Below are 21,376 nucleotides of genomic sequence, written 5' to 3' on the forward strand. Positions count from 1 at the left end.
GAGATGAAGTTAAGATACCCTGTCCCTTTTTTGAGTAAATTTAGTGGTGATTGTAGTCAATAAATTATAAAAAAACCATATTTTATAAGTTGTTATAAAAAAATATTTCATCATTAAAACATTCTATATAAACGAACGATTAGCTCGATATAAAGACATGGTTGTTTTATTTTTTCAGTGCTTTAATGAGTATAGATAATATTTCATATAGTGATTTAAAAAATGAATATAGCAAAAATATTAACGTCTTATGCAACACAAGATGGCGATGGTGTCAGTATAAGTCGTATACCTGGATTCGATGGTAAATACCTTGACCCGTTTTTAATGATCGATGAGCTTAAGTCAGATAACGAAGCTGATTACATGGGTGGTTTTCCTGCACACCCGCACCGAGGTATGGAAACGTTTACTTATATCATTAAAGGTGGATTTGAGCATCAAGATCAAATGGGTAATAAAAAAGCGATCAGAGCAGGCGATGTGCAATGGATGAGCACAGGCAAAGGGGTGATCCATAGTGAAATGCCTTTAGCTGATGCCAAAGATGGACTTCATGGTTTTCAAATTTGGATCAATATGCCAAGCACAGAAAAAATGCGCGATCCGATTTACCAAGATACAACGCAACATCCGGCTCCAACGTTTAAAAATAAAAGTGGCGTAACACTGACTGCCCTTGCTGGTTCATGGCAATTTGAAGCTGTCGAATTAACATCAAGTATTCAAAAGCTTTCAGCAAATGCCGCTTTAGCTGATGTAACTTTACCTGACGGTCAGCTGTTAAAGCTAGCCCCGTTAAAACAGCAAAATGTGATGCTTTACGTACATTCTGGGTCGCTTATTACGAAAGATAATCAAACACTCAAGGCGGGTAAGTTACTAATTTTAGAACCTGGTAGTGATATTGAGATAGCAACGCAACATGGCGCAGGTGTATTAATTTTAGCGGGTGATCCGCTTAAGCAACCCATTGCACATATGGGGCCATTTGTTATGACTACACAGGCCGAAATACATCAAGCCATTCGTGATTATCAAAATGGTGAATTTGGCACACTTATTTAATTTTTGAGGAGCAAATAATGGGATTACTCGTTAATGGTCAATGGCAAGATAAATGGTATGACACAGATTCAAGCGACGGAAAGTTTGAGCGAGAAGCCGCGCAATTACGAAATTGGATCACGCCTGACGGTAGCGCAGGAAAAACGGGTGAAGGGGGGTTTAAAGCTGAGGCTGGGCGTTATCATTTATATGTTTCGCTAGCGTGCCCTTGGGCACACCGCACGCTTATTTTTCGAACTTTAAAAAAACTTGATGAGCTTATATCTGTATCGGTTGTAAGCCCTGATATGTTAGCTAATGGCTGGGAGTTTTATCAAAATAACTACAGTACCGGAGATGCTTTGTTTGCCAGTGATTACTTACATCAAGTTTACACTAAAAATAATTCTAGTTACTCAGGGCGAGTAACCGTTCCTGTATTGTGGGACAAAAAACAAAACAAGATAGTGAGTAATGAATCTGCCGATATAATACGTATGTTTAATAGTGCATTTAACGAAATAACAGGTAACAAAGACGATTACTACCCTGAATCGCTTCGTAGTGAAATAGATGAACTAAATGCATTAGTCTATCCAAATATTAATAACGGTGTATACCGAGCTGGATTTGCAACAGCAAAACAGGCGTACGAGCAGGCATTTGACGATGTGTTTAATGCACTCGACAACGTTGAAAAAATGTTGAGTAAAAAACGCTACCTAGTGGGCGACAAAATAACAGAGGCAGATTGGCGTTTATTTACAACGTTAATAAGGTTTGATTGTGTATACGTAGGGCATTTTAAATGCAACTTGCGCACAATTGAGAGTTACCCTTCGTTAAGCGGGTACCTAAGGGATTTATACCAAGTTGAGGGGGTTGCAAATACGGTTGATTTTTATCATATCAAACGGCATTACTATTTTAGTCACACTATGATCAATCCAACCCAAATTGTACCAAAAGGGCCCAAAATTGATTATTTACAGGCGCATGGTAGAGGTTAATTAGCCAATTAACCTAAGCAGCCAGCCGTATTTTCTTAAAAGGCTGGTTTCGCTTTTGCCTGACTGAACGGCAACGCCAGCTATAAATGCGCTGCTTAAGCCCACTTTGCTGGCAGCAAAACGCTTTAATCGATATACAAAAGCGGCTTGATGTTGTCGTTTTAGCTCGCTTTGTAAATCCATCTGTTTAGTCAGCGCTTTTACACACTCATCGGGGTTTTTAATTAATATATCAACTAACATATTAACATCCTTATAAGTTTAACAATTGCTTAATACTTCGAATTGTTTTGCTAAACCCTATTTTGTTGCTTAAATAAACGGTGCTTTTCCATAACCAAATTAAACACGCCACTTGCAGAAATGTCGCGCTTGCAATGCTAAGCCATACAGAACCAAATAAGTCATATATTCCATAGCCAATCGCGCCAAGCACTCCCGCCCACAACAAAACCAAACCACTGGCAAAACAGCCTAAAAATATAGAGATCAGTGCAAGCGATCTTAACGATAAGCGCCACTCAGCTTTCGCAAGTTGGTGGGTGATCTTTCCTTGAGTATGATAATCATCCTTGAGCTGTTTTGAATACGTTAAAAGTTTTGCGATGTGATCTTGCCAATCATCCTTTTGAAACTGTTGATCAGTTGTTTGGTTTTGCGCTGTACCGTCCTTGGTTGTGCTTGAGTGGAAATCTTCCATCAGATTTTACTTACGACGGAACAATGAAGTAATTAACATACCCGCTGCAAACGCAATACCTGCAGTTGCTAGGGGGTTTTCAGATGCAAAAGCACGTGTTTTAGCTGTGCACTCACTCAGTTTTTCGCGGGCAATTAACTGCTTTTCACTCAGTGCTTCAGCTGAACTTGATGCACCTTTTCTTACACTACTTTCAGCTGTTGCTGCTTTTGTAGAAAGTGCATCAACAGCATCATGAGCAGCTGATGTTGCTTTTTCTGTCAGTGGGGCATCGGTCGTTTGTGCCTTAGTGTCAGACTTAATATCTGTAGTCGTATTTTGCTTATTTGTTGCAGTAGCCATAATCAATCCTTAATGAGTAAAAGTATTTAAGTAGTGTATTGATATAAGCAACAATCAAACCACACTATGTAATTTTCTTAATTCATTGATTTTAAGTACTATTTTGTTTTTTAGTGAACCACTTTAAATATATAATAAAAACGAAGCAGTAACTCTTACCACCAACCTAAGTAAATATTACAAAGTGGGTAAAACCCACTAAAAAATTGTAATTATTCATTGTTTATTCAGTAATCAAACCATGTAAACAAAAGGTTATTAAAGTAGATGAAAATATTTTTTTGTTTGTATCTCCACTTTTTCCCACGTAATTCAACCGCTTCGCCTGAACCCTTATTTTTTCTAGCTTAGAGACTCGTTAAAGGAGGTCAGCTTACTTGACAAAAAGGCTTGTCAAGCCCTAAACTGGAGCACTGTGGTAAAAAGTGGTTTTTAGTGGATCAAACTGGATCAGCATAGTTAATAGCTGATTAAAATAATTTAAAGCAGGCTAATTATGTTCCGTGGCGCGAGTTCACTGAGTTTGGATGATAAAGGACGTTTTGCGGTGCCGACCAAGTACCGAGAATCTCTGCTATCTGAAGATCAGGGAACAGTGATTTGCACTGTCGCGTTAAATGAGCCGTGCTTATGGTTGTATCCCTTGGCTGAATGGCAAGAAATAGAAAGTCGTTTAGCTAAAATTTCCAACATGAATCCACGTGCCCGTCGAATGCAACGCATGTTGCTAGGCAATGCGACAGAGTATCAACTTGATAAAAATGGTCGAATTTTGTTAGCGCCGTCGTTGCGTGCGCATGCAGACCTTGGCAAAAAAATAATGCTAGTAGGGTTAATGAATAAATTTGAAATTTGGGATGAAGCGCGTTGGAACGAACAGATGCGCCAAGACACTGAGCTTGAAAGGCTAGGTGATTTTGAGCCTAATTCGGATTTAGATAACTTTACACTCTAACGGCACAAAAAAAGGCAAACAATAGCTAATGACAGCGCAATTTGAACACGTATCCGTTTTGATGGACGAAACCATTGATGCCCTAGCAATTAAGCCAGACGGCATTTACATGGATGGCACATTTGGACGAGGCGGTCATTCAGGTCAAATACTTGCACGTTTAGGCGACGCAGGACGCTTACAAGCGATAGACCAAGATCCACAAGCTATAAAGTCGGCTGAAAAATTTGCTGATGATGGCCGTTTTGCTATTGCACACACTCGATTTTCAAAACTATACGATGTAGCAGAGCAAAACGATCTTATTGGTAAAGTGGATGGCATTTTATTAGATATTGGCGTGTCATCTCCACAGCTTGATGACGCTGAGCGTGGTTTTAGCTTTATGAAAGATGGCCCACTTGATATGCGTATGGATCCAACAAGTGGCCGAAGTGCTGCTCAGTGGTTAGCAGAGGCTGAGTTAGACGATATTACCCACGTCATTAAAAAGTTGGGTGAAGAAAAGTTCGGTAAGCGTATTGCACATAAAATTTTAGAAACGAGAGAGCACACACCCATTACTACCACTAAGCAGCTTGCAGATTTAGTTGATGAAGCTGTACCGGTAAAAGATAAGTTTAAGCATCCTGCAACACGCACTTTTCAGGCTATTCGTATTTATATAAACAGTGAACTTGAAGAGATTCAAACAGCATTACAGTCTGCCGTTAAAGTGCTTAAACCAGGTGGTCGCTTAGTGGTTATTTCGTTTCACTCGCTAGAGGATCGCATAGTAAAACAATTTATTCGAAAACAGAGTAAGGGAGAAGCATTACCCAGAGGTCTGCCTTTAACCGACGCACAAATAAATCAAAACCTGACGTTAAAAGCAGTGGGTAAAGCTATTAAACCAAGTGTTGAAGAAGTTGCACGTAATCCGCGATCGCGAAGCTCTGTACTTAGGATTGCTCAGAGGTTGGGATGAGTACAAAAGCAAATCATCGTCAACCTCCCAATTTATTTTTCGAAATAATTAAAGGCCTGGGTGCTAATAAGCTGACCTTGGCCTTGTTGGTTACGATATTTGTTTCTGGTTTTAGCGTAGTGCAAGTTACGCATTTAGCGCGCGGGCAATTAATTGAACAAGATATGTTACTGCAAGAGCGTGATGAGCTTGATTTAGAGTGGCGATACTTACTCGTTGAGGAGGAGTTTTACTCTCAACATGCGCGTATCGAAGAAGTAGCAACCTCGCAACTAAAAATGAAAAGACCGACAAGTCAGGATGAACAGGTAATTATATTAAAATGAGAAATCGAGGCAAAAAACCAGTCAACAACTTAATTACATGGCGTTTTATGCTTGTGTGTTCGGTTGTACTTTTGGTGTTTGTAACACTCGTATCTCGTGCTGCTTATTTACAAGTAATTGAACCTGATAAAGCACGTTCAGAAAGTGATAAACGCACAGTACGTGTTGAAAAACTACACGTACAACGCGGAATGATTTTTGACCGCAATGGCAAAGAACTCGCGGTAAGTGTACCTGTTGTGAGTGTATATGCTGACCCTAAAGCGTTGCATAAATCGCTTGTATCTAAAGTTGTTAGACAAGCGCGTAAAAATGGCGAGGATAAACAAGCACTGTTAGATAATGCGGTAGAGCTAAACAAGCGCACCGCGCAGTATTACAAAAACGATTTACGTTGGCGCGAACTAGCTGATGTATTACGTATTGACCAGAAAAAAATTAACGCCCGCCTTTTAAATGATCCTAGTCGTCGCTTTGTTTATCTAAAGCGACAGGTAACCCCTGCAGTTGCTGATTATATTGGCAGCTTACGTCTTCCTGGTATTCATTTATTGGATGAGTCTAAACGTTATTATCCGGCCGGTGAAGTAACTGCGCATATTATTGGTTTTACCAACATCGATGGTAAAGGAATTGAAGGCATTGAAAAGCTCTACGAAAACGCTTTAACTGGTGAAGAAGGTCGTCGCACAATTAGAAAAGATGCTCAAGGCCGTGAAGTACAAGTGCTAGATGAGCGTGAACGTGTAGAGCCCGAAAGCATTCAACTAAGTATCGATCAACGTATTCAGGCAATTGCTTATAAAGCCGTAAAGTCAGCGGTTTTATCTTATAAGGCTACATCGGGTTCAGCCATGGTGGTTGATGTTAAAACCGGTGAAGTACTAGCCATGGTTAATAGTCCATCTTTTAATCCAAATAACTTAACCGATGCAGCTCCACATAAACGCAGAAATCGCGCTATTACTGATTTGTTCGAACCGGGTTCAACCGTTAAGCCACTGGCCATTTTAGCTGGGCTAGACTACGGCGCAATTCAAGCCGATGAACAAATAGATACCTACCCAGGTTGGATGCGTTTAGGCGGAAGTTTAGTCCAAGATACGCGTAACCATGGTGAAATGTCACTGCGAGAAATACTAAAATATTCGTCAAATATGGGGGTGACTAAAGTCACTCAGCTGGTACCAAAAGACTACCTGGTAGGTTTATTCCAAAAGGTTGGGTTCGGATCTGATTCAGGCACCGGTATGGTTGGTGAAAGCAGTGGTTTATTTTACCCAAACCGTCGTTGGTCTGATCACGAAATTGCTGCATTGTCATTTGGTTACAATATTGCTGTTAGTACTGCGCAAATGGCTCGCTTTTATGCCATGTTAGGTGCCGGAGGGGTCAATAGGCCACTCACTGTGTTAAAGCAAGATTCCGTCCCTGAAGGGGATCGTGTGTTTCAACAGCAAGATGTTGAAGCGGTAGTACACATGATGGAAAGCGTATTTGAAAGTGGCGGAACAGCACACAACGTTAAAGTTGATGGTTATCGTGCTGCAGGTAAAACGGGAACTTCTAAAAAAGCCGCAGTAGGTGGCTACGGTGATGAATATGTTGGTTATTTTGCGGGCGTGGCGCCAGCAAGTAATCCGCGTTTAGCTGTGGTAGTAATGATCAATGAACCTGGCGGTGATGTGTACTATGGAGGTGCCACTGCAGGCCCTGCATTTGCAGAAATCGTTTCTAACGCATTAAGAATATTAAACGTCGCACCCGACAAGGAAGAAGTTGCGTTCGTAAAAGGCAAAAAGAATGATGCGTGATTTAAAAACCATTTTAAAATATATCGAAATAGATGCACCCTCGCAGTTAGTTAATCATTTGCGATTGGATAGCCGAGACGTCAACCCAGGCGATGTATTTGTAGCAATAAAAGGCCATGAGTTAGATGGCGGGCAGTTTATAGCTAAAGCAATTGAAAATGGTGCAGTGGCAGTTATTGCCGATAGACTTTGCGAGTTCGAAGTTGAATTTGACCCGCTTTACTTAGTGTCTGAGCTTGATAAAAAACTGGCTGAACTTGCAAGTCGATTTTACAACCAGCCTAGCCATAGTCTTGATTTAATTGGAGTAACCGGTACAAACGGTAAATCGACCACCACGGCTATGATTGCTCACCTAGCGCAGTACTGTAATACGCAGTCAGCAATTATTGGTACGCTAGGTTTCGGTCATCCAGAGAATTTAACGCCGTTGATAAACACCACGCCTTCGGCAGTCGATTTACAACATATCTTAAGTGACTTACATCAAGCGGATAAAAAGTTGGTGGCAATGGAGGTATCGTCGCATGGCCTTGTGCAGCATCGTGTTGAACGGTGTCTGTTTAAAGCAGCTGTGTTTACTAACCTTTCTCGCGATCACCTAGATTACCATGGCGATATGGCAAGTTATGGTGATGCAAAGCTCATGCTATTTCGCGATTTTGATCCACAGCTTGTCGTACTAAATCAAGACGACAACCAAGCAGAGCAGTGGCTTGAAAAATACGATTTTAATCATTTAATTTGCTACGGACGAGAAAATTTAGCACCTAAAAATGCACAGTATGTGTACTTTTCAGATGTTGATTATTCGGCTGAAGGTATTTCGGCGCAATTATCTACAAGCTGGGGTGATATTAAGGTAAAATCGCCGCTGTTTGGTGAATTTAATCTTTATAATTTAACGGCTGCTTTAGCAACGTTACTTGGTTTGGGTTATCCACTAAAACAGCTTATTGCAGGTTGCTTACAACTTCAACCAGTAGCAGGAAGAATGCAGGCATTTAGTGCTGTGGGTAAACCAACCTGTGTAGTGGATTATGCGCATACGCCAGAAGCACTAGCTTTGGCACTACAAGCGTTGCAAAAACATGTACCTGGTGGTGTTAGCTGCGTGTTTGGTTGTGGTGGTGATAGAGATAAAGGCAAGCGAGCTTTGATGGCGCAAGCTGCTGAAAAAAATGCTAACAAAGTTATTATCACCAGTGATAATCCTCGCTCAGAAGAGCCTAATGCAATAATTGCTGATGTGTTGGCTGGTTTAGAGCATCCTCAAAAGGCCCATTCAGACGCCGATAGAGCACGTGCAATAAGCTATGCAATTAATAATGCGTCTTCGGATGAGGTGGTTTTAATTGCCGGTAAAGGCCATGAAAATTATCAAATTATAGGCAATGAACGTATCGACTTTTGCGATCGTCAATTTGTACAAAAACAACTAATAAAAACAGGTAGAGGGACTCAAACATGATCCCGATGGATTTTGATTGGTTAGCCAATGTGCTAACAACTGATTATCAGGGTGATAATCAGCAAGTGCTTAACATAAATACAGATACTCGCACAGTATGCGAAGGTGACGTGTTTTTAGCACTGAAAGGGCCAAATTTTGATGGTCACAAATTTATCACTGAGGCAAAACAAAAAGGCGCTATAGGCGTTATCGTCGATCATAAAGTCGATGTTGATATCGCCCAGTTTGTAGTGAAAGACACACGTATTGCATTAGGGGTTATTGGCACCGCTGTTATGGCCCAAGTGGCACCTAAAACAATCGCTATTACCGGCAGTGTAGGTAAAACCACTGTAAAAGAAATGTGCGCGGCTATTTTATCTGTACATGGCGATGTGCTGGCAACAAAAGGTAATTTTAATAACGATATTGGCGTACCTCTAACGTTATTGCGTTTAGAGCCGCAGCACCGTTTTGCTGTAATAGAGCTTGGTGCAAATCATTTAGGTGAAATTGCATACACAACGGCAATGGCAAAGCCAGACGTAGCGGTAGTGTGTAACGTAGCACCAGCACATTTAGAAGGCTTTGGTAGCTTAATGGGGGTGGCCAAGGCAAAAGGCGAAATTTTTGATGGCCTAAAAGAAGATGGCGTAGCCATAATTAATTGCGATAGTGAGTTTAGTCAATATTGGCTAGATAAGCTTGAAGGACGAAATATAAAGCGTTTTTCAACGTCTGAAAAACTTGATATTTGGGCTGAAGATATAAGCTTGGATGCCAATGCTCGTGCAAGCTTTACCTTGTGTACAAAACAAAAAAAGGTACCTGTTACCCTAGCACTACCGGGCAAACATAATATTGGTAATGCGCTTATTGCTGCTGCGCTGACAAGCGAGCTTGATGTAACTTTAGAAGATATTGCCAGCGCTTTGGCGACAATGGGCGATGTAAAAGGACGTGTTAACTTAATAGAAGTGTCTGATCTGCTCACCGTGGTTGATGATACCTACAATGCTAATGTTAAATCGGTTAAGGCTGCCATTGACTTACTGAGTGATATGCAAGGTCACCGTATTTTAGCGTTGGGCGATATGGGAGAGCTTGGCGAAGATGCACGTAAATACCATCAAGAAGTGGGTGAATATGCGCTTCAAAAAGGCATTGATGAGTTATTTACTTTAGGTGTGTTGAGTAAGTGTGCCAGCGATGTGTTTGAGCTGCCTAATCGTCACTTTTCAAACCGCGATCAGATGCAACAACAAATTCAAGCCACAATTAATCACGTTAATAAAAAAACAACCATCGTCGTGAAGGGATCACGCAGTTCTCGCATGGAATTATTAGTAACCGATTTAGTAAATGGCCAGCAACAAGCCATCAATGGAGTATCATAATGTTAGTTTGGCTGGCTGAGTATTTAACACAGTATTATAGTGGTTTTAATGTTTTTTCGTATTTAACACTGCGCGCTATTTTGGGTATTTTAACCGCGTTGGTTATGTCGCTTTATTTGGGGCCAAAGTTAATTCGTGGTTTGCAAAAAATGCAAATAGGGCAAACCGTGCGTGACGATGGTCCGCAATCGCATTTATCTAAATCGGGTACACCTACAATGGGTGGCTTACTTATTTTAGCGGCAATATTTACCAGTACATTATTATGGGCAGATCTCTCTAATAAGTATGTGTGGGCAACATTATTTGTAATTGGTTCTTTAGGTATTGTGGGCTTTATTGATGACTACCGTAAAGTTATTCGTAAAGATCCCAAAGGACTAATAGCTAAATGGAAGTACTTTTGGCAGTCAGTAATTGCATTAGTGGTTGCAACTGCATTGTACTTTTCAAGTACACACGCTGTTGAAACCTCATTAGTTGTTCCGTTTTTTAAAGATGTGTTGCCACAGTTAGGCTTGTTTTACATTGTTATTACTTATTTTGCATTGGTGGGAACATCAAATGCTGTAAACCTGACCGATGGCTTAGATGGTCTTGCTATTGTGCCTACTATTTTAGTGGCTGCGGCACTTGCCATTATTGCTTATCTAACAGGTAATATTAATTTTTCTGCTTATTTACATATTCCTCATTTGCCATTAGCCAGTGAGCTTGTGGTTGTATGTACTGCCATTGTTGGTGCAGGCCTTGGTTTTTTATGGTTTAACACCTACCCGGCGCAAGTATTTATGGGCGATGTAGGCTCATTAGCGTTAGGGGGCGCATTGGGTATTATTGCGGTGTTGGTCCGTCAAGAACTGCTACTTATTATTATGGGTGGGGTATTTGTAATGGAGGCGCTGTCGGTAATTTTACAAGTGGGCTCGTATAAGTTGCGCGGCCAACGAATTTTTAGAATGGCACCTATTCATCACCATTACGAATTAAAAGGTTGGCCTGAGCCACGCGTTATTGTCCGTTTTTGGATTATATCTATTGTGCTTGTTCTTGCTGGCCTTGCGACATTAAAGATAAGATAAATGCAGTATTTAAACGAGATAAAAAATAAACAAATAACAGTGCTCGGACTCGGTGTAACCGGTCTGGGCATTGTGCGTTTTTTACTATCTCATGGTTTGTCACCAAAGGTTGTCGACAGCCGGGCAAATCCACCAGGGATTGAATGGCTAAGTAATCATGCGCATAGTTTAAACACACATTTTGGTAATTTAGATACCGCAGATCTTAATTGCAGCGATATGATTATTATCAGCCCCGGGCTTAGCCTTAAAACTCCAGCTATTGCGAGTGCTATTAATTCGGGTGTTGAAGTAATAGGTGATGTTGAGCTATTTGCGCGCATTAATACTAAGCCTGTCGTGGCAGTTACTGGCTCAAATGGCAAATCAACAGTGGTCACACTGGCGTACGAAGTGTTAAAAACTGCTGGCTTTAATGTGGCACTAGGCGGGAACATTGGTACCGCAGTGCTTGATTTATTGAGTGATGACTTTGATATATATGTTCTTGAACTTTCGAGCTTTCAATTAGATACCACAACAAGCTTAAAGTCGGTGAGTGCTACCGTATTAAATGTATCTGAAGATCATTTAGATCGTTACGACAGCTACCAAGCTTATATCGATTCAAAGCTGACTATTTACAACGGTGCCGAGTGCATTGTTGTAAATGAAGATGACAAACAAACACACCCCGTAAGTACTTACTCAGCGCCTAAGGTAAGTTTTGGTGCATCGCAAGGTGAATACCACTTAGCAGAGCACAATGGCAGTACTTACTTTACAGCTAAAAACGAGTTGCTTTTACCTGTAAATTCGTTAGCTGTTATGGGTAAACACAATTATTTAAACACGCTTGCGGTTATGGCGTTACTAAGCCCTTTTAATATTAGTAATGAGGTGTATAAAAAAGCACTTGGCCACTTTAATGGTTTAGCTCACCGCTGCCAATTTGTTGCACAGTTAGGTGGCGTTAAATATTTTAACGATTCAAAGGCAACTAATGTAGGCGCCACTATTGCAGCCATAGATAGCCTATCAACAGGCATTGAAGATCTCATTGTTATAGCAGGTGGCGATGCTAAAGGCGCTGATTTAAACCCACTTAAGCCTTACTTAAAAAAACACGTAAAAGCGCTAATTTGCTTTGGTAAAGATGCAAAAGATTTAATGGCACTAACCAGTAAAAGTCACTTAACACAGAATATGAGTGAGGCGGTTACTTTAGCAAAGCAGTTTAGTTTGCCAGGTAATGTCGTTTTACTAGCCCCTGCGTGTGCAAGTATTGATATGTACAACAACTATATGCAACGTGGCGATGACTTTGTTACGTGTGTTTTGGCAGAGCAAGTATGACTGCCTTTGCGCAAATAAAAGAGGCGTTAATACCTAAGCCATCGGCGCAGCTTTACGATGTGCCTTTGCTTTATTCAATGCTAATGCTAATTGGCGTTGGCTTTATTATGGTGATGAGTGCGTCTATGCCAACGGCAGAACGCCTTTTTGATAACTCACATCATATTGCTATTCGTCACGGGATGTTTTTGGCCGTTGCGTTTGTGCTTTTTTGGATTGCTGTATGTGTGCCAATGGACTGGTGGAAGCGATCCAATGCTTATTTATTGATATTGGGCATGGTATTGCTCATTGCTGTACTCATTATTGGTCGCGAGGTTAATGGTGCCAAACGGTGGATCCCAATAGGGCCTATTGGTTTTCAAGTGGCAGAGGCTGCAAAGCTGTACTTTTTTAGTTACATAGCGGGTTACTTGGTTCGAAAGCGTGAAGAAGTACAAGAAAACATAAAAGGCTTTGCAAAGCCGATCGCGGTGTTTGCCGTGTATGCATTGCTTATTTTATTACAACCTGATTTAGGCACCGTGGTGGTTATGTTTGTAACCACTGTTGGTTTATTGTTTTTAGCCGGCGCTAAGTTATGGCAGTTTTTTGTACTTATCCTGACGGGAATTGGCTTAGTTGTTTTGTTGATTATTGTAGAGCCCTATCGTATGGCACGTGTTGTCGGTTTTTTAGATCCCTGGGACGATCCATTCGGAAAAGGGTACCAGCTTGTTCAATCGTTAATGGCATATAGTCAAGGTGGTTGGTTTGGCCAAGGGTTAGGTAATAGTGTACAAAAGTTGCAATATTTACCTGAGGCACATAATGATTTTATTTTTGCGGTTATTGGCGAAGAGCTTGGTTTAGTTGGCGTGGTAAGCATTTTAATGGTGCTCGCTACTTTAGTATTTAGAGCACTATTAATTGGCCAGCAAGCCTTAAAATGCGGCAAAGAGTACGAAGGCTATTTTGCTTTTGCAATTGGTATTTGGTTTGCGTTTCAAACCATGGTTAATGTGGGCGCTAGTGCGGGAATTTTACCGACTAAAGGCCTTACGTTACCGTTTATTTCTTATGGTGGTTCTAGTTTGATGATTATGACCATAGCAACTGGAATATTATTACGCGTTGATTTTGAAACTAAAATGGCAACTAAACAAGCGACCTCAGGTGGAGGTAAACGATGAGTAAGAAGTGTGTTGTAGTCGCAGGTGGTACTGGCGGGCATATATTTCCGGGTATTGCAGTTGCTGATTATTTAAAAGAACAAGGCTGGCAGGTTACTTGGATTGGCACACCCGATAGAATGGAAGCAAGCGTTGTTCCTAAACACAATATAAATATTGATTTTATTAATGTAAAAGGTGTTCGCGGGAACGGATTAAAACGCCTCATTAAAGCACCATTCATGGTAATTAATGCAATATTGCAAGCGCGTAAAGTATTGAAACATCAATGTCCAGATGTCGTTTTAGCTATGGGAGGCTACGTCACTGGCCCAACAGGCATTGCTGCAAAAAGTTTGGGTATTCCGTTGGTTATTCATGAGCAGAATGCGGTTGCGGGTATGAGTAATAAATGGCTTTCACGATTTGCAAATCGTGTTTTGGCTGCATTCCCAAGTGCATTTGACTCGGGTAAAGCCGAACTTGTTGGCAACCCAGTGCGTCAAAGTGTAATTGATATACCAACGCGTGATGTTTCAAGCCCTATCAATATGTTGGTTGTAGGGGGATCGTTAGGGGCTCAAGTGCTTAATCAAACGCTACCCGCTGCATTTAAAGCCCTTAATAAAACCAGTGAAATAAAGGTATGGCACCAAACAGGTAAAGGGCATTTAAATGGTGTTGAGCAAGCATATAAAATGCAAAATTTTTCAAGCGACAATGTAAAGGTTGCTGAATTTATTGATGATATGGATGCAGCGTATGCTTGGGCCGATATTGTTATTTGCCGAGCAGGTGCATTAACAGTAAGTGAAATTGCAGCAGCGGGAAAAATGGCTGTATTTGTGCCGTTTCCTCATGCAGTTGACGACCATCAAACGGCTAATGCCCACTACTTGGTGAAGGCTGAGGGGGCGTTAGTTATGCAGCAAAGCGTGTTTAATGAGCAATCGATTGTTGAGCTATTAACCCCTTATTTAGTAACCCCGAGTCTAATTAATAAAATGGCTAGTAATGCAAAAAAACAAGCCATTTTAGATGCCACAGCAAGCGTAGCCGCGCACTGTGAGCAAGTATCGAATAAGAGAGCGTAAGTGAAAGAAGCATCAGTACAAAACAAAAACATACGACCTGCAATGCGTAGAATAGAAACCATCCACTTTATTGGTATTGGTGGAGCGGGTATGGGCGGTATAGCAGAAGTGCTTGCTTTTGAAGGTTACCGTATTACAGGTTCAGATATTGCGCATAGTGCAATGACAGAACGCTTAATTAAAGCCGGTGCAGAAGTATTTATTGGTCACCACGAAAATAACGTAAAAGACGCCAATGTTGTTGTAGTTTCAAGTGCAATAGATGAAACAAACCCTGAAATAATTGCCGCAAAAGCCGCAAGAGTTCCCGTTGTGCGTCGTGCTGAAATGCTTGCGGAATTAATGCGTTTTCGCCATGGTATTGCCATTGCTGGTACCCATGGTAAAACCACAACGACCAGTTTAATTGCCAGTATTTATGCACAAGCAGGGCTTGATCCTACTTTTATTATTGGTGGCTTATTGAACAGTGCGGGTAGTAACGCAAAGGTGGGCAAAAGCGATTTTTTAATAGCAGAAGCTGATGAAAGTGACGCGTCGTTTTTACATTTACAACCCATGGTATCGGTGATCACTAATATTGAAGAAGATCACATGGATACCTATGGCGGCAGCCTCGAAAAAATGAAAGACACCTATGTGGATTTCATACATAACTTACCTTTTTATGGACTGGCTGTTGTGTGTATAGATTCTGAGGTGGCTGCCGAACTTATTCCTCGCTTTGGTCGTCCTATTATTACGTATGGCGATTCGCCTAGTGCTGATTATCGTATGAGTGATTTTAGTCAATCAGCGAACACCTGTACGTTTACAGTCACCAATAAACAAGGTGAGTGCTTAACCGCAACGCTTAATATGCCAGGTAAACATAATGCGCTTAATGCAACTGCGGCGATTGCAGTAGCAAAAGATCAAAATATTGCTAATCATGCAATTTTAGAAGCCTTGCAAAAGTTTGAAGGGATTGGTCGTCGTTTTCAGCATTATGGTGAATTTGAGAACGAGCGCGGTAATGTAATGCTTGTTGATGATTACGGTCACCACCCGTCGGAAGTAGCGGCTACCATAGCGGCTGTTCGTGAAGGGTGGCCTGATAAGCGTTTGGTAATGGTTTATCAACCACATAGATTTAGCCGTACTCGTGACTTATACGAAGACTTTGTAAAAGTACTCGCTGATGTTGATCAGCTTTTATTGCTAGATGTTTATGGTGCAGGCGAAGAACCGATTGTAGGAGCTGATAGTAAAAGTTTATGCCGAAGCCTTCGCCAACGCGGCAAAGAGCCATTGCATGTAGCGTCAAGTAAAGAGCTTGCAGGTGTATTAGCCGATAACCTACAAAATAATGACTTAGTGTTAACGCAAGGTGCGGGTAATATAGGTCAGTTAGTAAAAACATTAGCGGCGACAGGTATGTCGGTAGAAAAATTAAAGCAAGGTGAAGTATGACCCAAGTAAATGCACAATTTGGTAAAGTAGCGGTACTGCTTGGTGGAAACTCAGCAGAGCGTGAAGTGTCTTTACGATCGGGTCAGGCTGTTTTAAACGCGCTACAAAATAGTGGTGTAGATGCAATCGCATTCGACCCTCAAAATCGCTCGTTGTGGGAATTAAAAGAATTAAATGTAGAGCGAGTTTTTATTGCGCTGCATGGCCGAGGTGGTGAAGATGGAACCGTCCAAGGTGCATTGGAATTTATGAACTTACCTTATACAGGTAGTAATGTACTTGGCTCGGCTTTAGCAATGGATAAAATTCGTTGTAAGCATCTGTTTAAATCTGCGGGTTTAAGCACTGCTCCTTATGCCGTTGTTGATGCTAAAAAGGGTTTTAATGCACATGCCATTATGGCTGAATTTAAAAAAGTGATGGTTAAGCCCTCTCATGAAGGGTCGAGCATTGGTATGGCGCAAGCAACTACTGCGCAAGAGCTTGAAGATGCATTAATAAATGCATTTAAGTTTGATAGCCAAGTGTTAGTAGAGCAGTGGGTAACCGGGCGCGAATTTACAGTGACTGTTTTAGGTGACGAAGTACAGCCCGTAATCGAAATGACAACACCGAATGGCTTTTACGATTACCAAGCAAAGTATCAATCAAACACAACACAGTATCATTGCCCAGCAAATTTATCGGCGCACGACACACAGCTTTTACAGGCTATGTCGTTAGAAGCATTTGAGTTAGTCGGTGCAAGCGGTTGGGGTCGCGTAGATGCAATGCAAGATGAGCAAGGCAATTTTTATTTATTAGAGGTCAATACCGTACCCGGAATGACAGAAAAATCATTAGTACCAATGGCAGCAAAAGCAAATGGGGCAACTTTTGAGCAATTAGTTGTTCGCATTTTGGAGCAAACGCTTTAATATGCATCCCTTTTTAGAAAAAGCTCATAAAATCAAACAGAACCTAAATTGGTCGCTGATTTTTGGCGTGAGTTTTTTTTTAGTGGTTGTTATTGGGTTAGTGCAAATTACAACGGGTGTATCTGATTGGTTAGTAAAAAACAAAGATGCGCAAATAAAGCACTTAACTGTGCAAGGACACCCTAAATACACAGATGAAACCGCGATTATAACAGCAATAAAAAAAGCGGATCTTAGTAGTTTTTTTGAGCTTGATGTAAAGCACGTGCAAAAGCTTGTACAAGATTTACCTTGGGTAGCGACAGTGTCAGTGCGAAAACAATGGCCAGATACGATTCAGGTCTATGTTGTTGAACACGAGGCGGTGGCGCATTGGAATAGTGATTTATTAATTAATCACAATGGTGAAGCTTTTCAAGCGCGCAGTGACAAATTAAGTAAAGATTTACCTCAGCTATTTGGCCCAGAGGGCAGTGAACAAGAAGCATGGATTGCCTTTAAACAGTTTGACGAAATGCTTAAAGTAAACGCGTTAACGCTTAAAAGTTTAGCGTTATCAGAGCGTTTTTCTTGGCAGCTTTGGCTTGATAGCGGGGTGCGCTTAAATTTAGGGCGCAGAGATAAAGCCAAGCGTGTGCAGCGTTTTATAGACGTGTATCCACGCATGGAATACCCAGAAAAAGCACAGATAGATGCAGTAGATTTACGGTATGATACCGGCCTTGCAGTGAGCTTTAAGCCAGTGCAAGAAGAACAATTACAAAATAAGAGTAAGGCATGACTAAGTCAGCAGAAAGAAACCTCGTGATTGGATTAGACGTTGGTACCTCGAAAGTGGTAGCCACGGTAGGTGAAATCACCGCAGATAACAAGCTCAGCATTGTGGGTGTAGGCAGCCAAGTATCTCATGGTATGGATAAAGGCGGCGTTAACGATTTGAACTTAGTGTCTGAGTCTATTCGCCGTGCGATTGACGAAGCCGAACTAATGGCCGATTGTCGAATTAGCTCAGTGTACTTGGGGATTTCTGGTAAACATATTCAATGTCAGAACGAAAGCGGTGTTGTTGCTATAAACAACACTGAAGTGACAGATGAAGATATTGAAAATGTTATTCACATTGCACGCTCTGTGCCGATATCGGCTGAGCGTAAAATGCTGCACGCATTGCCGCAAGAGTACAGTATTGATATGCAAGAAGGGATTAAAAATCCTTTAGGTATGAGCGGTGTGCGTATGGAAGCACGTGCACACATTATTACCTGCTCCAACGACATGGCTAAAAACATAGAAAAATGTGTTGAACGTTGCGGCCTTGAGGTCGACCAACTGATATTTACAGCATTAGCTTCTTGTTATTCAGTTCTTACAGACGATGAAAAAGAATTAGGCGTAGCGGTACTTGATATTGGTGGTGGTACAATGGACATCACTATTTATATTAATGGTGCGCTGCGTCATTCAGCAGTCATCCCTGTGGCGGGTAATCAGGTAACGGGAGATATTGCAAAAATATTTCGTACACCTATATCGCATGCTGAGTCACTCAAAGTACAATATGCATGTGCAAGCAGCCAATTGGCAAGCAGCGAAGACACGATAGAAGTGCCAAGTGTAGGCGGACGACCAGCAAGGTTAATGTCGCGTCATACGCTGTCAGAGGTTGTAGAGCCTCGCTTTAGAGAATTGTTTGAACTGGCGATGGAAGAAATTCGTCGTTCAGGTTTAGAAGACCAAATTGCGGCGGGTCTCGTTATAACAGGCGGGACTGCCAAAATGACTGGTGCAATGGAAGTGGCGGAAGACATTTTTCAAATGCCAGTAAGAATAGGTAAGCCAATCGGGATGGTTGGTTTAACAGACTATGTAGATGATCCTTCGTACGCAACCGCTGTTGGTTTGTTACAATACGGGCGTACTATGCAATCGATGAATGCACAAAAGTCGAAAGCAGAGGATAACAATAATTGGTGGAACCGCATTACTAAATGGTTTCAAGGCGAGTTTTAAGACTCAAGTCGGAGAGTGAACATGTTTGATATAATGGAACAACACAGCGAAGAAGCTGTAATAAAAGTAATAGGCGTGGGCGGTGGCGGCGGTAACGCTGTTGAGCACATGGTAAAACAGCAAATCGAAGGCGTACGCTTCATTGCCGCAAATACAGATGCGCAAGCACTACGCAATTCAGCCGCCGATGTAACCGTTCAACTGGGCACACAAATAACCTCTGGGTTAGGTGCGGGCGCAAACCCTGAAGTGGGCCGTGAGTCAGCTGAAGAAGATGCAGAAACTATTCGCGCTAGCCTAGAAGGTGCCGACATGGTATTTATCGCAGCCGGTATGGGCGGCGGTACAGGTACAGGTGCTGCCCCAGTGGTTGCTAAAATTGCTAAAGAACTCGGTATTTTAACCGTTGCTGTAGTAACGCGTCCTTTTGACTTTGAAGGCAAAAAGCGCGCAGCTGCCGCAGAGCAAGGTATTAACGAACTATCAGAAATTGTAGATTCACTTATTACAATTCCTAACAATAAATTACTTAAAGTTTTAGGCAAAGGCACTACACTGCTAGATGCATTTGCTAAGGCAAACGACGTGCTATTTGGCGCAGTACAAGGTATTGCAGAGTTAATTACGCGTTCTGGTTTGATCAACGTGGATTTCGCCGACGTACGTACAGTAATGTCTGCCATGGGAACTGCAATGATGGGCACAGCGTCTGCATCGGGTCCTGATCGTGCGCAAGAAGCTGCAGAAGCTGCTATTTCAAGCCCGCTTCTAGAAGATGTTGATTTAACGGGTGCTAAAGGTATCTTAGTTAACATTACTGCGGGTATGGATATTGCGATTGAGGAATTCGAAATTGTCGGTAACCACGTTAAAGCACTAGCCTCTGAGAACGCAACGGTTGTTGTGGGTGCGGTAATTGACCCTGAAATGACCGACGAGTTACGTGTAACTGTAGTTGCAACAGGTTTAGGCGGCGATCGTCGTCCACAGTTTGGTATTGTTGATAACGGTTTTAAAAAGGCATCAGGTTCTGATGTTGCGAGCACGTCTAACCAAGCAAGCAGCATGTATGTGCCTAGCTTTGCAAGCCAAGACAGCACTGATGAAGCTGCAGCTAAAGCGCAAACTGAAAGCGCAGAAAAAGCGAGTTCTAAAAGTTCAAGCAATGCAACAAGCTCGTCGTCGCAAGCGAGTAAAAAAGCAGATAAGTCAGAGGGTGGTGATTACTTTGACATCCCAGCATTTTTACGTAAGCAAGCAGACTAATAAAAAGCGTTATATTGCTGTTAAATTGAACGAATATTGTAAGGCGCGCGTACATATGTTACTATCCGCCGTCTAACTGTAATAAATTTAAGTGAGCGAACCTATGATTAAACAGCGTACGATTGCAGAAGTAGTCAAAGCCATAGGAATTGGACTTCATAAAGGTGAGAAGGTCACAATAACTCTCCGACCTGCGAGCGCAAATACTGGGATTGTATTTCGTCGTGTCGACCTTGATCCGGTTGTTGAATTTGAAACAACACCTGAAGCCGTTGGTGATACGCAGTTGTGTACCTGTTTAATTAACAAAGATGGTGTTCGTTTATCTACTACTGAGCACCTTATTGCTGCAGTTGCAGCAATGGGCATAGACAATCTAATTGTTGAGTTAGATAGCTCAGAAGTGCCTATTATGGATGGTAGTGCATTACCATTTATTTATTTATTACAAAAAGGCGGCATTGAAGAACAAAATGCGGCTAAACGCTTTATTCGTATCAAAGAAAAAGTACGTATAGAAGAAGGTGATAAATGGGCCGAAGTAGAACCATACGACGGTTTTCACATCGACTTTGAAATTGCCTTTGATCACCCGGCTATCAATGAGAGTCGCCAGCGTGTTGGTTTAGACATAACCGCGCAGAGCTTTACAGAAGAAATTAGCCGGGCTCGTACGTTTGGTTTTATGAAAGACATTGAATACATGCATGCTAATAACCTTGCACTAGGTGGCAGCATGGACAGTGCAGTAGTGCTCGACGAGTTTAAAGTACTAAACCCAAATGGTTTACGCTACAGCGATGAGTTCGTTAAGCACAAAATACTAGACTGTGTAGGTGACATGTTTATGACAGGCCACAATATTTTAGGCAAGGTCACTGCGTTTAAGTCGGGCCACGACTTAAACAACAAGTTACTTCGTAAAGTTATGGCAACTGAGTCAGCATGGGAGTGGGCAACATTTGAAACGCCTGTAACGATGCCTGCACCCGGTCTTGAGTTAGCAACTGCCTAACCAAGCATTTAAAGTACACACTTAAAACAGTTCCAAAAAATGA

Annotated in this window: 21 protein-coding genes; 18 read left to right on the forward strand and 3 right to left on the reverse strand. The window is 41.7% G+C overall.

Annotation, left to right across the window (positions count from 1 at the left end):
- Positions 1-222 precede the first annotated feature (222 nt).
- Together KZZ04_RS00365 and KZZ04_RS00370 are read left to right on the forward strand one after the other, a co-directional pair.
- Positions 223-1,068 carry a pirin family protein gene (locus KZZ04_RS00365; RefSeq protein WP_058403228.1) on the forward strand — a complete coding sequence of 282 codons (846 nt, stop codon included), beginning with the start codon at positions 223-225 and terminating at the stop codon, positions 1,066-1,068.
- A gap of 17 nt (positions 1,069-1,085) precedes the next feature.
- Positions 1,086-2,057, forward strand: a complete 972-nt coding sequence (locus KZZ04_RS00370) for a glutathione S-transferase family protein (RefSeq protein WP_219421363.1) — start codon at positions 1,086-1,088, stop codon at positions 2,055-2,057.
- On the opposite strand, the gene KZZ04_RS00375 is transcribed toward KZZ04_RS00370, so the two are convergent.
- The 3 genes from KZZ04_RS00375 to KZZ04_RS00385 are packed head-to-tail and all read right to left on the reverse strand — an operon-like array spanning position 2,058 to position 3,099.
- Entirely contained in the window at positions 2,058-2,300 is a 243-nt protein-coding gene (locus KZZ04_RS00375; RefSeq protein WP_219421365.1) for a hypothetical protein, read from the reverse strand.
- Positions 2,301-2,310: 10 nt separating this feature from the next.
- Positions 2,311-2,757: a threonine/serine exporter family protein gene (locus KZZ04_RS00380; RefSeq protein WP_219421366.1), complete on the reverse strand. Its 447-nt coding sequence runs from the start codon at positions 2,755-2,757 to the stop codon at positions 2,311-2,313.
- 6 nt (positions 2,758-2,763) lie between these two features.
- On the reverse strand, positions 2,764-3,099 hold the full coding sequence (locus KZZ04_RS00385; protein WP_058403224.1) for a hypothetical protein: 336 nt from the start codon (positions 3,097-3,099) through the stop codon (positions 2,764-2,766).
- A gap of 496 nt (positions 3,100-3,595) precedes the next feature.
- On the opposite strand from KZZ04_RS00385, the gene mraZ reads away from it, so the two are divergent.
- From mraZ to lpxC, 16 genes are all read left to right on the forward strand, one after another.
- Positions 3,596-4,054, forward strand: coding sequence for a division/cell wall cluster transcriptional repressor MraZ (mraZ, locus tag KZZ04_RS00390; protein WP_006792136.1), 459 nt, complete (start codon positions 3,596-3,598; stop codon positions 4,052-4,054).
- Between the two features lie 28 nt (positions 4,055-4,082).
- Positions 4,083-5,021 carry a 16S rRNA (cytosine(1402)-N(4))-methyltransferase RsmH gene (rsmH, locus tag KZZ04_RS00395; protein WP_058403223.1) on the forward strand — a complete coding sequence of 313 codons (939 nt, stop codon included), beginning with the start codon at positions 4,083-4,085 and terminating at the stop codon, positions 5,019-5,021.
- Entirely contained in the window at positions 5,018-5,347 is a 330-nt protein-coding gene (ftsL, locus tag KZZ04_RS00400) for a cell division protein FtsL (RefSeq protein ID WP_058550716.1), read from the forward strand. Before rsmH ends, ftsL begins: the two co-directional genes overlap by 4 nt.
- Complete coding sequence (locus KZZ04_RS00405; RefSeq protein WP_058403221.1) at positions 5,344-7,161, forward strand: penicillin-binding transpeptidase domain-containing protein; 1,818 nt, start codon at positions 5,344-5,346, stop codon at positions 7,159-7,161. Before ftsL ends, KZZ04_RS00405 begins: the two co-directional genes overlap by 4 nt.
- Positions 7,154-8,632, forward strand: a complete 1,479-nt coding sequence (gene murE, locus KZZ04_RS00410) for a UDP-N-acetylmuramoyl-L-alanyl-D-glutamate--2,6-diaminopimelate ligase (RefSeq protein ID WP_219421734.1) — start codon at positions 7,154-7,156, stop codon at positions 8,630-8,632. The genes KZZ04_RS00405 and murE overlap by 8 nt, the downstream gene beginning before the upstream one ends.
- The gene (gene murF / locus KZZ04_RS00415; RefSeq protein ID WP_058403220.1) at positions 8,629-10,011 is read left to right on the forward strand and encodes a UDP-N-acetylmuramoyl-tripeptide--D-alanyl-D-alanine ligase; all 1,383 of its coding nucleotides are present in this window, start codon (positions 8,629-8,631) and stop codon (positions 10,009-10,011) included. Before murE ends, murF begins: the two co-directional genes overlap by 4 nt.
- Positions 10,011-11,093 carry a phospho-N-acetylmuramoyl-pentapeptide-transferase gene (mraY, locus tag KZZ04_RS00420; RefSeq protein WP_138529586.1) on the forward strand — a complete coding sequence of 361 codons (1,083 nt, stop codon included), beginning with the start codon at positions 10,011-10,013 and terminating at the stop codon, positions 11,091-11,093. The genes murF and mraY overlap by 1 nt, the downstream gene beginning before the upstream one ends.
- Positions 11,094-12,428, forward strand: coding sequence for a UDP-N-acetylmuramoyl-L-alanine--D-glutamate ligase (gene murD, locus KZZ04_RS00425; protein WP_138529588.1), 1,335 nt, complete (start codon positions 11,094-11,096; stop codon positions 12,426-12,428). It begins immediately after the preceding gene.
- Entirely contained in the window at positions 12,425-13,600 is a 1,176-nt protein-coding gene (ftsW, locus tag KZZ04_RS00430) for a cell division protein FtsW (protein WP_058403217.1), read from the forward strand. Before murD ends, ftsW begins: the two co-directional genes overlap by 4 nt.
- Positions 13,597-14,673 (forward strand): undecaprenyldiphospho-muramoylpentapeptide beta-N-acetylglucosaminyltransferase, encoded by a 1,077-nt coding sequence (murG, locus tag KZZ04_RS00435; RefSeq protein WP_219421368.1) that lies wholly within the window; start codon positions 13,597-13,599, stop codon positions 14,671-14,673. Before ftsW ends, murG begins: the two co-directional genes overlap by 4 nt.
- Positions 14,674-16,125 carry a UDP-N-acetylmuramate--L-alanine ligase gene (gene murC, locus KZZ04_RS00440; protein ID WP_138529595.1) on the forward strand — a complete coding sequence of 484 codons (1,452 nt, stop codon included), beginning with the start codon at positions 14,674-14,676 and terminating at the stop codon, positions 16,123-16,125.
- On the forward strand, positions 16,122-17,042 hold the full coding sequence (locus KZZ04_RS00445) for a D-alanine--D-alanine ligase (RefSeq protein WP_219421370.1): 921 nt from the start codon (positions 16,122-16,124) through the stop codon (positions 17,040-17,042). Before murC ends, KZZ04_RS00445 begins: the two co-directional genes overlap by 4 nt.
- 1 nt (position 17,043) lies before the next feature.
- The gene (locus KZZ04_RS00450; RefSeq protein WP_138529599.1) at positions 17,044-17,823 is read left to right on the forward strand and encodes a cell division protein FtsQ/DivIB; all 780 of its coding nucleotides are present in this window, start codon (positions 17,044-17,046) and stop codon (positions 17,821-17,823) included.
- On the forward strand, positions 17,820-19,052 hold the full coding sequence (gene ftsA, locus KZZ04_RS00455) for a cell division protein FtsA (protein WP_010555687.1): 1,233 nt from the start codon (positions 17,820-17,822) through the stop codon (positions 19,050-19,052). Before KZZ04_RS00450 ends, ftsA begins: the two co-directional genes overlap by 4 nt.
- 21 nt (positions 19,053-19,073) lie before the next feature.
- On the forward strand, positions 19,074-20,318 hold the full coding sequence (gene ftsZ, locus KZZ04_RS00460; RefSeq protein ID WP_219421372.1) for a cell division protein FtsZ: 1,245 nt from the start codon (positions 19,074-19,076) through the stop codon (positions 20,316-20,318).
- A 103-nt stretch (positions 20,319-20,421) separates the two neighbouring features.
- Positions 20,422-21,333, forward strand: coding sequence for a UDP-3-O-acyl-N-acetylglucosamine deacetylase (gene lpxC, locus KZZ04_RS00465; RefSeq protein ID WP_008126813.1), 912 nt, complete (start codon positions 20,422-20,424; stop codon positions 21,331-21,333).
- Positions 21,334-21,376 lie beyond the last annotated feature (43 nt).

The sequence above is a fragment of the Pseudoalteromonas sp. CR1 genome (genome assembly GCF_019392235.1).
Lineage (GTDB): Bacteria > Pseudomonadota > Gammaproteobacteria > Enterobacterales > Alteromonadaceae > Pseudoalteromonas.